Below are 12,821 nucleotides of genomic sequence, written 5' to 3'. Positions count from 1 at the left end.
TAAGATACTAAGCCCGTAAAAAAAGCGAGAAGAAAATAGGAGATTGACGATGTGGGCCATGCCCACAAGTCAATCTCTCTTTTTCTCGACGCTCGAAAAAAATACTAAAAATCCCCAAAGCCAAGTTTCAACTTACTGAAACTAGCTTTGGGGATTTTTGAATGGATTAGAAATAGCAGTGGATGTCATGATCTAAAAAAATTTGCTGGTAGTCATATAAATCTTCTGGATGCAGAGCTTTTATTCCTTCCAGTTCATAGCGACGTCCTAAAAGTTTGTATTTGTTTTCTCCAAACTGGTGAAATGGGAGAAGTTGTACTTCATCGATGTTAAGCGAATTAAAAAGAGAAGCAAATTCTTCAGCATCGTTTAGCGAGTCATTGAAATTAGGAATGACTGGAATACGTAAAACGATTGTTTTGTTTTGAGCAAAGGCGTAATGGATATTTTTAATAATCAGATGATTGTTAACACCAACGACTTTCTTATGTTTAAGTGTATTATAATGTTTAAGATCTGTATAAATAAAATCAACATACTGAATGAGATCGACAAATTTCTCATGTTCAACAAAAGCTGTCGTTTCGATTGCAGTATGAAGTCCAACTTCTTTCGCAGCTTTTAAGATAGCTTTGGCAAATTCAAATTGAGCGAAGATTTCTCCACCGGATAGGGTGAGGCCACCGCCAGATTCTTCATAGAAGTCAATGTCTTTTAATACATCATCTATGATTTCTGTAACTGTTTTTTCTTCTCCTGTGATGGTTTCCTTTTTAGTAACAGCATCCAACATTTTTTCAGGATTTGCACGTTGGGATTCGGGATTGGAGCACCATGGACAACGCAAGGGACATCCTTTTAGAAATACAGTAGTTCGGATGCCAGGGCCATCATGGATACTAAAGTGTTGGATATTAAAGATAATGCCGCTTTTTTGTTCCATATTCTGCTCTCCTATCAATCTAGTAAGTCTATTATATATTATTTAAGAAACTATTTCAATTACGAACGAAAGTTTATTTTGTTTTGTTTTCCCTAGAAAATTTGCTAAAATAGAGAAGAGGTAAAAACAATGCAACGTTTAGATGAAATATTGAAATTAGTATCGGAGTTTGAAAAGATTGATGTTAATAGCTTGTCGGAGAAATTACAAGTCTCTAAAGTGACCATTCGAAAGGATTTGGACAAGCTAGAGTCAAAAGGATTATTGCATAGAGAGCATGGTTATGCTGTATTAAATAGTGGAGATGATATCAATGTTCGATTGTCCTTTCAATATGATACCAAGAAAAGAATAGCTAGGGAGGCTGCTAAATTAATTAAGGATAACGACACGGTTCTGATTGAATCAGGCTCTACTTGTGCCTTGCTAGCGGAAGAAATTTGCCAAACAAAAAAGAATGTTAAGATTGTGACAAATTCTTATTTTATTGCGGATTATATTCAGGGATATGATTCCTGTAAAATCATCCTACTTGGTGGTGAATTTCAAAAAGAATCTAGAGTGACTGTAGGTCCTCTTCTGAAAGAGTTGATTCGCTCGTTTAGAGTTCCCTTTGCTTTTGTGGGGGTTGACGGATATGATGATGAACTTGGCTTTACTGGGAAAGATATGATGCGGAGTGAAGTTGTTCAAGCTATGTCTGATGTTTCTAAAGAAGTGGTTGTCTTGACAGATTCAAGTAAATTTGAGAAATGTGGGACTGTCAGACGATTTGCACTTTCACAAGTTTCTAGAGTGATAACAGATAAGAATATATCTCAAGAAGCAAAGGAAAAGCTTGAGGATTCGCAAACAATTTTAACCTTAGTATAAGAAGGAGAAGCCAATTGAAAGATGAACGGAAAAAGTTACTTGCGAAATTAGCCTATCTATACTATGTTGAAGACAAAAGTCAATCACAAATCGCAGCAGAAACGGGAATCTACCGTACAACTGTTAGCAGAATGCTAGCGGAGGCTAAAAAAGAGGGAGTTGTAAAAATTGAAATTGAAAATTTTGATACTCGCCTCTTCAATTTAGAAAATTATATCAAACAAAAATATGGCCTAAAAGCTATTGAGATTATACCAAATTTAGTAGATGAGCCTCGAGAAAGTCTTGAAAAACGACTGGCACAGGCAAGTGCAGTTATGCTTCGTAATTTGATTGAAGATGGAATGACAGTTGGATTTTCATGGGGGAAGTCTCTCAGATTAATGGTAGAACAAGTTGGAACTAAACGCTTGGATGGTGTTCAATTTTATCCTTTAGCTGGAGGTCCCAGTCATATTCATGCTCGCTACCATGTCAATACACTAATCTACAGTATGGCAAGTAAATTTCATGGAGAATGTCATTTTATTAACGCAAGTGTGATTCAAGAAAATTGTGACTTAACGGAAGGAATCCTGTCCTCAAAGTATTTCGAGGACTTAAAAGATAGTTGGCGTTGCTTAGATGTTGCAGCTGTAGGGATTGGAGGGTATGCAGATAGTAAGAATCCTCAGTGGTTTGATATGCTAACAACAAATGATTTTAAGAAATTGGAGTCAGAACATGCTGTAGGAGAAGTATGCTGTCGTTTCTTTGATCAAGAAGGAACTCCAGTTTATCCTGAATTACAGGAAAGAACAATCTCTATCACATTGGAGGAATTGAGAAAGGTTCCAAACACTGTATCTTTGGCGTATGGAGATCAAAAAGCAAAAGCAATTTTATCTGTTTTGAAAGCCAACTACATCAATCATTTAGTCACAGATGAAGCGACTATCCTAAAGGTTTTAGAATTAGATGGTGATCAGCAATTTACAAAAAAATAGGACGGCAAGGATGCAGTCCTTATTTTTTTGAGGCAAATAGCACAAATGTGCAAAACTTAAAAACAATAATCAAATGTTGCGATTTTTATTGACCGGCAAAAATATAAATGGTATATTGACTGTAGAAAAAGCGCTTTCATTAGATTGACAAAGGAGTGTAGTGCACATGGAAATAATTGTTGCAGACCAAATTATTATGGGATTGATTTTAAATGCAGGTGATGCCAAACAGCATATTTACCAAGCTTTATCATATGCTAAAGAGGGAGATTTCACCTCTTCTGAAGATGAAATTGCAAAAGCAGATGTAGCATTGCTAGAAGCGCATAACTTGCAAACAAAATTTTTAGCCCAGGAAGCAGGTGGGACAAAGACAGAGATTACAGCTTTGTTTGTGCACTCACAAGATCACTTAATGACTTCAATCACAGAGATTAACTTGATCAAAGAAATGATTGACTTACGTAAAGAACTTTCAGCGAAACAATAAGGAGGAAAAAGAAGATGAAAATTGGATTGTTTTGTGCGGCAGGATTTTCAACAGGAATGTTGGTAAATAATATGAAGGTGGCGGCTCAGGAATTAGGTATTGATGCTGAAATTGAAGCATATTCTCAAGCAAAATTAGCAGATTTTGCCCCAGAAATAGATGTCGCTTTGTTAGGACCTCAAGTAGCTTATACTTTGGATAAATCAAAAGCGATTTGTGAGGCAAACCACATCCCTATTGCTGTCATTCCTATGGCAGATTATGGAATGCTAGATGGTAAGAAAGTATTAAACCTAGCCCTAGAATTGCTAGGAGAAAAGTAAGGAGGCTTCCCATGTCTAATTTTAATTCTCAGAAAATTATCGCTCCAATCATGCGTTTTGTAAACATGAAAGGTATTATTGCTCTTAAAGATGGGATGTTAGCGATCCTTCCATTAACGGTAGTTGGTAGTTTGTTTCTGATTATTGGGCAATTACCATTTGAAGGCCTTAACCAGGCTATTGCTAGTGTATTTGGCGATACATGGACAGAGCCATTTATGCAAGTTTATTCAGGAACATTCGCCATTATGGGCTTAATTTCTTGCTTCTCCATTGGGTATTCTTATGCTAAAAACAGTGGAGTAGAACCCTTGCCAGCGGGAGTTTTGTCCCTGTCTTCATTCTTTATCTTGTTAAAATCTTCTTATGTACCAGCTAAGGGAGAACCGATTGGCGATGCCATTGCAAAAGTATGGTTTGGTGGTCAAGGGATTATCGGTGCCATTATTATTGGTCTGGTAGTTGGTGCAATTTATACAGTGTTTATCCAAAAACATATTGTTATAAAAATGCCAGAACAAGTACCTCAAGCTATTGCCAAACAATTTGAAGCGATGATTCCTGCTTTCGTGATTTTCTTACTATCAATGATTGTGTACATCGTATCAAAAGTAGTGACAAACGGCGGTACCTTCATTGAAATGATTTATGATGTCATTCAGGTTCCTTTACAAGGTTTAACAGGATCACTTTACGGAGCGATTGGGATTGCCTTCTTTATTTCATTCCTATGGTGGTTTGGTGTGCATGGACAATCAGTTGTCAACGGTGTAGTAACAGCTTTATTACTTTCCAACCTAGATGCCAATAAATCCATGTTGGCAGCTGGAAAGCTATCTGTTGAAAATGGTGCACACATTGTCACCCAACAATTTTTAGATAGTTTCCTTATTTTGTCTGGATCAGGTATAACCTTTGGGTTGGTTGTTGCCATGTTATTTGCTGCTAAATCAAAACAGTATAAGGCACTCGGAAAAGTTGCAGCTTTTCCTGCAATCTTCAATGTTAATGAGCCGGTCGTATTCGGTTTCCCAATAGTAATGAACCCAGTGATGTTCCTTCCATTCATTATCGTTCCAATTTTAGCAGCGATAATTGTTTATACTTCAATTGTTATTGGATTTATGCACCCATTCTCAGGTGTGACCCTTCCTTGGAGTACACCAGCCATTATTTCTGGATTTATGGTTGGAGGTTGGCAAGGTGCTTTCGTTCAAGTGCTTGTTCTTGTGACCTCGACCGTCGTATATTTCCCATTCTTCAAATTCCAAGATAATCTTGCCTATAACAATGAATTACAAGCTGAAAAATAGTGCCTTTATCAGGAATGCACAGATGTGCGACTAGAATAGAATTTATATGTATAATTCATAATTCATTGAAATTCGTAAAATTTAATGCTACTATAGTTACGAAAGAAAATAAAATAATTTCAAAAGAAAGGTTTTGAAAAAAATGAAACAAGTAGAAGTAGCAAGTACAAGCATTAAAACAGAATATTTTGGAAGCCTCACTGAACGCATGAATAAGTATCGTGAAGATGTCTTAAACAAGAAGCCTTACATCGATGCTGAACGTGCTGTTCTTGCAACTAAAGCATATGATCGTTATAAGGAACAACCAAATGTTCTTAAACGTGCCTATATGTTGAAAGAGATTCTTGAAAATATGACAATCTATATTGAGGATGAATCCATGATCGCTGGGAACCAAGCGTCCTCTAATAAAGATGCTCCAATTTTCCCAGAATATACTTTAGAGTTCGTTCTGAAGGAATTGGATCTTTTTGAAAAGCGGGATGGTGATGTCTTCTATATTACGGAAGAAACGAAAGAACAACTCCGTAGTATCGCACCATTCTGGGAAAATAATAACTTACGTGCAAGAGCTGGAGCTCTTCTACCTGAAGAAGTTTCTGTCTATATGGAAACAGGATTCTTCGGTATGGAAGGGAAGATGAATTCAGGAGATGCCCACTTAGCAGTAAATTATCAAAAATTATTGCAATATGGTTTGAAAGGTTTTGAAGAAAGAGCCCGTCAAGCTAAGGCAGCTCTTGATCTAACGGATCCAGCTAGTATTGACAAATACCATTTTTATGATTCTATCTTTATCGTAATTGATGCTGTTAAGGCTTATGCTCAACGATTTGTGGAACTTGCTAAACAACTTGCTGAGACAGCAACTCCTGAACGTAAGAAGGAATTGCTTGAAATTGCAGAGATTTGCTCAAAAGTTCCATATGAGCCTGCAAGTACATTTGCAGAGGCTGTTCAGTCTGTTTGGTTTATTCAATGTATTCTTCAGATTGAATCAAATGGACACTCCCTTTCATATGGCCGTTTTGATCAATATATGTATCCATATGTTAAAGCTGATTTGGAAAGTGGACGGGAAACTGAAGAGAGTATTGTTGAACGCTTGACCAATCTTTGGATTAAAACTATTACAATTAACAAAGTGCGTAGTCAAGCACATACCTTCTCATCTGCGGGTAGTCCGCTTTACCAAAACGTTACAATTGGTGGACAAACGCGAGATAAGAAAGATGCCGTCAACCCACTGTCTTATTTAGTGTTGAAGTCTGTTGCTCAAACTCACCTTCCGCAACCAAACTTAACTGTTCGTTACCATGCTGGTTTGGATGCCCGCTTCATGAACGAATGTATTGAGGTTATGAAGCTCGGATTCGGTATGCCTGCTTTCAATAATGATGAGATCATTATTCCATCCTTTATTTCAAAAGGTGTTCTTGAAGAAGATGCTTATGATTACAGTGCAATTGGTTGTGTAGAAACAGCTGTTCCAGGTAAATGGGGATATCGCTGTACAGGTATGAGTTATATGAACTTCCCTAAAGTTTTGCTCATTACGATGAATGATGGAATCGATCCTGCTTCTGGCAAGCGCTTTGCACCAAGCTTTGGTCATTTTAAAGACATGAAGAGCTTCGATGAATTGCAAACGGCTTGGGACAAGACCTTACGCCACTTAACACGTATGAGTGTGATCGTAGAAAACTCTATCGACCTATCTCTTGAAAGAGAAGTACCAGATATCCTCTGTTCAGCTTTGACAGATGACTGTATTGGACGTGGAAAACACCTAAAAGAAGGTGGAGCTGTCTACGATTATATTTCTGGTTTACAAGTGGGTATTGCAAACTTATCCGATTCACTTGCAGCAATCAAGAAACTCGTATTCGAAGAAGGGCGCTTAACGCCACAAGAGCTATGGCATGCTCTGGAAACAGATTATGCTGGCGAACGTGGAAAAGAAATCCAAGAGATGCTTATCCATGATGCACCGAAGTATGGAAACGATGATGATTATGCGGACAGTTTAGTTCGAGAAGCATACGATATTTATGTGGATGAAATTGCTAAATATCCAAATACTCGATATGGACGAGGACCTATTGGAGGAATTCGTTACTCCGGTACATCCTCTATTTCAGCCAATGTAGGACAAGGTCGTGGAACATTAGCTACTCCGGATGGTCGTAATGCCGGAACTCCGCTAGCAGAAGGATGTTCTCCATCCCACAATATGGACCAACATGGCCCAACATCTGTTCTAAAATCTGTTTCTAAATTACCAACAGATGAAATTGTTGGTGGTGTTCTACTGAACCAAAAAGTAAACCCACAAACTTTAGCCAAAGAAGAAGATAAATTAAAACTTATTGCTTTACTCCGTACGTTCTTTAATCGTCTACATGGATACCATATTCAATACAATGTGGTTTCTAGAGAAACATTATTAGATGCTCAAAAACATCCGGAAAAACACCGTGACTTAATTGTACGTGTTGCAGGCTACTCAGCTTTCTTCAATGTACTATCAAGAGCTACACAAGATGATATTATTGGACGGACAGAGCATACTCTATAGTAAAGAGGTATGTATATGGAATTTATGCTTGATACTTTAAATTTAGATGAGATAAAAAAATGGGCGCGAGTGTTACCCCTTGCAGGGGTAACTTCGAACCCAACAATTGCCAAAAAAGAAGGGGACATTGATTTTTTTGATCGTATCCATAAGGTGCGGGAAATCATCGGAGGGTCTCCTTCCATCCATGTTCAAGTTGTCGCAAAAGATTATGAAGGAATTTTAAAAGATGCGGCTAAAATTCGCGAACAATGCGATGAAAATACCTATATTAAAGTCCCGGTTACACCTGAAGGACTTGCTGCAATTAAAGTGTTAAAAGCAGAGGGTTACAAAATTACTGCAACAGCAATCTATACTGTTTTTCAAGGACTGTTAGCGATTGAAGCAGGAGCCGACTATTTAGCACCGTATTACAATCGTATGGAAAACTTAAACATTGATTCAGCTCAGGTTATTTCTCAGTTAGCGAGTGCCATAGAGCGTAATCATTCATCAAGCAAAATTCTAGCAGCTTCCTTTAAAAATGTGGCTCAAGTTAATAGAGCATTTAAAGAAGGAACACAAGCAATTACGGCAGGGGCAGATGTCTTTGAAGCAGCTTTTGGAATGCCTTCTATTGCAAAAGCAGTAGATGACTTCGAGGCAGATTGGTCAGCCGTTCATCAAAAGACTACAATTTGATAAAGGAGAAGTGTATGAGAAATTTTGCAAGTCCATCTCGTTACATACAAGGTGAGAATGCTTTATTTGAAAATGCAAAACCTATTTTAGAGCTGGGAAGTCATCCCGTTTTACTCTGTGATTCAGTGGTCTATGATATTGTAGGAGAACGTTTTGAAAAGTATCTCCTCCGGTATGGCTTTACAGTCTTGCCAGTGTTCTTCAATGGTGAAGCTTCTGATAATGAAATCAATCGTGTGGTCAGTCTGGCAGAAGAAAATGGCTGTGATTTGGTTATTGGACTTGGTGGCGGAAAGACCATCGACAGTGCAAAAGCTATTGCAGATCTTTTACAATCACCAGTTGTCATTGCTCCGACCATTGCCTCGACAGATGCTCCAGTCTCAGCCTTGTCAGTTATCTACACGGATGAAGGAGCCTTTGCTCGCTATATCTTCTATTCTAAAAACCCAGAATTGGTCTTGGTGGATAGTAAAGTGATCTCTCAAGCACCAAAACGTTTGCTGGCTTCTGGTATCGCAGATGGATTAGCGACTTGGGTCGAAGCGCGTGCGGTCATGCAAGCCAACGGAAAAACCATGCTAGGGAAACACCAAACCCTAGCGGGTGTCGCGATTGCGCAACGTTGTGAAGAAATCTTATTTGCTGATGGTCTCCAAGCCATGGCGGCTTGTGAAGCCAAAGTTGTAACGCCTGCTCTTGAAAACATCATTGAAGCCAATACCCTTCTCAGTGGGATTGGGTTTGAAAGTGGTGGATTAGCTGCTGCTCACGCCATCCATAATGGCTTTACGGCCCTCACGGGGGACATCCACCATTTGACACATGGTGAAAAAGTAGCCTATGGCACCTTGGTTCAATTGTTCTTGGAAAACCGTCCAAAAGAAGAATTGAACAAATATATTCGTTTTTATCAACAAATTGGTATGCCAACGACTCTGAAAGAAATGCATCTTGAAAATGCAAGCTACGAAGATCTTCTCAAGGTTGGCCAACAAGCAACAATTGAGGGAGAAACCATCCATCAAATGCCATTCAAGGTCCAAGCTTCTGATATTGCTCAAGCCATTGTAGCAGTAGATGCTTATGTCAAGTCCTTAGGCTAATTGAAAGAATATAAAAACCATCGTCTTTTGGCGATGGTTTTTTTGATGGTCTTCCGTTTTGGTTTGATTTGGAAATGTATCCTTCGGAATTAGGAGATTCTCCACCCACATAGCTGAAAAATGCAACCGTATAGAAGAAAGAAAAGGAAAATGTTCCAATCTTTGATAGACTCAGGAGGTAGCGTTACAAATACAAATTGGAGGAAATGAAATGACAGAATGTAGTCAAAAAGAATTGGCACAGATTGTTGGAGGTGGGGTTTCTCACCCAAATGTGGTTCAAGGTCAGTCAGATAAGATTGAGATCGGTCGTCCTGGCTTTGTGAAGCGACCACCGCTCGCTCGTATTTAAGACATGGTAGAGTTCTTGATAATGGTGTTTTGAAATCTAGATAGAAAGAATAGGAGAAAAAATGAAATTATATACAGAAACAGAATTGACGACAAATGAACTCGAACAAACAGTAGGAGGGGTGATTACTCCAATCAGAAGCCCTGAATTAACGTATGGTGGCGGTGGTTGGGGGACCCCTGGAATTTACCCAGGTTGGGGAAATCAAGGAATGTCGCCTTCAGGTGGCGGTTTTAGATGGCTGGAGCAAATTGCCCCAATATTTAGTAGAAAAAGAAAGTAAGATAGAAAGGTGAATGCAATGAGAAAGACAGACAGACCGTTTCAACTGGCGACTCTTGGAATTCTCTGTATCAATTTTGCGCTATTTAACGTGGAGCTCCCAACGGACTTAGTGGGCCACCTATCGGATGCTTCTTATTATAGCTTGCTCCTCTTGTTGATTGGATTGATTGGGGGGCTAGCTGTTACACTCTTGGTAAAGAGTCGTCGTTGGGAGTTGTACGGGAAATTTACTTTTAAAGCTTCTTATTTAGCGGTTTTTGTGCTTGTTTTTCTTGCTCACTTTTTATGGGATCTGTTTTCTGCAGCGGTATTTCCGCCCACTAAGAATTCCATAGCCCTTGCAGAAATATCTAGTGATTTGTCAGGCTGGGCCTTGGTATTGATACGTTATGTCTATGCCTGCTTGCTGGCTCCCATTGTGGAGGAACTCGTCTTTCGTGATTTGGTCATGACGGCGTTGGCATCTTATCAGAAGTATAAGCTAGATATATTGGTTTCGGCCTCCTTGTTCAGCCTCTCGCATGTCTGGCAGCATGGCTGGGATTTGCCAAGCTTTATCGTCTACCTGGTACCGGGCCTGCTATTTTGTGCGGTCTTACGTTATACCAAATCGATTTACTGGTCCATCCTTCAGCATGCCTCTTGGAATAGCTTCCTTACCCTCTTATCCCTCCTGGTCAGTGGGATTTAAGTAAGGGGAAGGAGTGGCAGGGGCCTTTATCCATCATCAAAGAAGCAGTCAAAACTGCTTTTTTGCATGCAGTCAAAACAACTATTTTTTCTAACTTTTGAAATATTATACAGTTAAGCGTTTACATTTTTCCGTAAAGTGCTATAATTTAATATGAAGAATAACATTTTATACAGAGGTGATCCATATGAAAAAAGGGAAGCTACTCTTAGCCACCGGCGCTCTGCTTTTGTCTGTAAGCGCACTGGTAGCCTGCTCACAAGGAGGGAAATCTTCAAGTTCGGACAACCAGGTCTTTAGTTATGTATATACGCAAGATCCGGATACTTTGGATTATTCACTCTCTAATAAACGGTCAACTTCAGAATTTACAGGTAATGCTGTGGATGGTTTGTTAGAAGTTGACAAATACGGCAACTTAATCCCATCTCTTGCTAAGGATTGGACTGTTTCAAAAGATGGTCTGACCTATACCTATAAACTTCGTAAAGGGGTTAAATGGGTGACCGCTGAAGGGGAAGAATTCGGAGAAGTTAAGGCCCAAGACTTTGTGACGGGGCTTCAGCACGCAGCGGACAAGAAATCTTCGGCCCTCTATCTCGTCCAACAATCTATCAAAGGGTTGGATGATTATGTCTCAGGGAAAACCAAAGACTTCTCAACAGTTGGTATCAAAGCTGTCGATGACTATACGGTTCAATACACCTTGAACCAACCAGAAAGTTTCTGGAATTCAAAAACCACCATGGGCATTTTGATGCCAGTCAATAAAGAATTCTTAGATTCTAAGGGAGATGACTACGGTCAAGGTACGAACCCTTCTAGTATTCTTTATTGTGGTCCTTATTTGATTAAAGCTATCACCTCTAAATCTGTTGTGACGCTTGAAAAGAACCCAACCTATTGGGATGCTGATAATGTAAAAATTTCTAAGGTTAAGCTGACCTATTATGATGGACAAGATTCAGAATCTTTGATCCGTGGATTTGATAACGGAGACTATACCTTTGCCCGTGTCTTCCCAAATGGCTCTAACTATAAGAGTGTAGAGAAGAAACACAAAGATGACATTGTCTTCAGTGACCAAGGATCCTCTACTTATAACTTGTCTTTCAACATTGACCGTCAAGCTTATGAGATTACGACTAAAACTACAGATGCTCAAAAGAGCTCAACCAAGAAAGCAATCTTGAATAAAGACTTCCGTCAAGCCATTATGTTTGCCTTCAACCGCAAGGCCTATGTAGCGCAAGCCAATGGGGAAGCATCTGCAGACAAGGTCATCCGCAACACCTTCACTCCTCCAAACTTTGTTCAAATTGATGGCAAAGATTTCGGTGAGTCTGTAGAGAAAAACTTAGAAGAATATGGTGATGAATGGAAAGGTGTTTCTGTCGAAGATGGAAAAGATACCCTTTACAATCCAACCAAGGCCAAGGAAGAGTTTGCCAAGGCCAAAGAAGCTCTTCAAGGCCAAGGGGTAGAGTTCCCGATTCATTTGGACCTCCCTGTTTCATCCACCTATACAGAAGGAGTCAAGCAAGCTCAATCCTTTAAACAGTCGATCGAATCTACCCTAGGAGCAGAAAATGTCGTCATCGACTTGAATATGGTATCTGAGGACGATCTTAATCGAGTGACCTACTTTGCTGAAAATGCTTCTCAACAAGACTGGGATTTGAACAACAACTTGGGTTGGGGTCCAGACTATACCGATCCATCTTCTTACCTAGATATCACAAACTCTAAGAATGGTGAAAATGCAAATTCTTACTTCGGATTTGATGCTGGTACTAATAACGCAGCTGCTAAAGAAGCTGGTTTTGATGAATACGATCAATTGATTGAAGATGCACATAATGAAACAAAAGATGTCAATGACCGCTATGAAAAATATGCTAAGGCTCAGGCTTGGTTGACTGATAGTGCCCTCTTAATCCCGATTCATTCAGATGGTGCCTCTCCAGGTGTTCGTAAGACAGTTCCATACACAGCTGCCTTTGCTTGGACAGGACACAAGGGTCAAACCTTCAACTACAAGTACTTGGAATTGCAAGACAAAGTTTTGACAACCAAGGAGTACGATGAAGCGCGTGAACAATGGAAGAAAGAAAAAGAAGAATCCAATAAGAAAGCTCAAAAAGAACTAGAAAGTCACGTAGAGGACTAGGAGCTTTAGGAGCGATTGTATACA

The 12,821-nt window shown here is 39.3% G+C and carries 13 protein-coding genes; 12 read left to right on the top strand and 1 reads right to left on the bottom strand.

Features of this window, described 5'->3' with window-relative positions:
• Window positions 1–166: 166 nt before the first annotated feature.
• Window positions 167–943, bottom strand: coding sequence for a glycyl-radical enzyme activating protein (locus tag DW930_RS08605; protein ID WP_123159804.1), 777 nt, complete (start codon window positions 941–943; stop codon window positions 167–169).
• A gap of 129 nt (window positions 944–1,072) precedes the next feature.
• Between DW930_RS08605 and DW930_RS08600 the strand changes: the two genes are divergently transcribed.
• From DW930_RS08600 to DW930_RS08545, 12 genes are all read left to right on the top strand, one after another.
• The gene (locus DW930_RS08600; protein WP_123159803.1) at window positions 1,073–1,816 is read left to right on the top strand and encodes a DeoR/GlpR family DNA-binding transcription regulator; all 744 of its coding nucleotides are present in this window, start codon (window positions 1,073–1,075) and stop codon (window positions 1,814–1,816) included.
• A 14-nt stretch (window positions 1,817–1,830) separates the two neighbouring features.
• Entirely contained in the window at window positions 1,831–2,802 is a 972-nt protein-coding gene (locus DW930_RS08595) for a sugar-binding transcriptional regulator (RefSeq protein WP_123159802.1), read from the top strand.
• 166 nt (window positions 2,803–2,968) lie between these two features.
• Window positions 2,969–3,292, top strand: coding sequence for a PTS lactose/cellobiose transporter subunit IIA (locus DW930_RS08590; RefSeq protein ID WP_123159801.1), 324 nt, complete (start codon window positions 2,969–2,971; stop codon window positions 3,290–3,292).
• A gap of 14 nt (window positions 3,293–3,306) precedes the next feature.
• Window positions 3,307–3,615: a PTS sugar transporter subunit IIB gene (locus DW930_RS08585; protein WP_123159800.1), complete on the top strand. Its 309-nt coding sequence runs from the start codon at window positions 3,307–3,309 to the stop codon at window positions 3,613–3,615.
• Between the two features lie 11 nt (window positions 3,616–3,626).
• Window positions 3,627–4,928 carry a PTS sugar transporter subunit IIC gene (locus tag DW930_RS08580; protein ID WP_123159799.1) on the top strand — a complete coding sequence of 434 codons (1,302 nt, stop codon included), beginning with the start codon at window positions 3,627–3,629 and terminating at the stop codon, window positions 4,926–4,928.
• A gap of 142 nt (window positions 4,929–5,070) precedes the next feature.
• A complete protein-coding gene (locus DW930_RS08575) occupies window positions 5,071–7,509 on the top strand; it encodes a glycyl radical protein (RefSeq protein ID WP_123159798.1) in 2,439 nt (812 codons plus the stop codon).
• 15 nt (window positions 7,510–7,524) lie between these two features.
• On the top strand, window positions 7,525–8,193 hold the full coding sequence (locus DW930_RS08570) for a fructose-6-phosphate aldolase (protein WP_023027620.1): 669 nt from the start codon (window positions 7,525–7,527) through the stop codon (window positions 8,191–8,193).
• Between the two features lie 14 nt (window positions 8,194–8,207).
• A complete protein-coding gene (locus tag DW930_RS08565; protein WP_123159797.1) occupies window positions 8,208–9,299 on the top strand; it encodes a glycerol dehydrogenase in 1,092 nt (363 codons plus the stop codon).
• Between the two features lie 211 nt (window positions 9,300–9,510).
• Entirely contained in the window at window positions 9,511–9,651 is a 141-nt protein-coding gene (locus DW930_RS08560; protein ID WP_123159796.1) for a bacteriocin, read from the top strand.
• A 61-nt stretch (window positions 9,652–9,712) separates the two neighbouring features.
• Window positions 9,713–9,934 (top strand): hypothetical protein, encoded by a 222-nt coding sequence (locus DW930_RS08555; protein ID WP_123159795.1) that lies wholly within the window; start codon window positions 9,713–9,715, stop codon window positions 9,932–9,934.
• 18 nt (window positions 9,935–9,952) lie between these two features.
• Window positions 9,953–10,627, top strand: a complete 675-nt coding sequence (locus DW930_RS08550) for a type II CAAX endopeptidase family protein (protein ID WP_123159794.1) — start codon at window positions 9,953–9,955, stop codon at window positions 10,625–10,627.
• A 187-nt stretch (window positions 10,628–10,814) separates the two neighbouring features.
• Window positions 10,815–12,797, top strand: coding sequence for a peptide ABC transporter substrate-binding protein (locus DW930_RS08545; RefSeq protein ID WP_006595054.1), 1,983 nt, complete (start codon window positions 10,815–10,817; stop codon window positions 12,795–12,797).
• Window positions 12,798–12,821: the final 24 nt, after the last annotated feature.

The organism is Streptococcus sp. AM43-2AT, assembly GCF_003603405.1.
GTDB lineage: Bacteria > Bacillota > Bacilli > Lactobacillales > Streptococcaceae > Streptococcus > Streptococcus ilei.
Note: the sequence above shows the minus strand (reverse complement) of the source record. Positions and strands in the feature narration are given on the sequence as shown.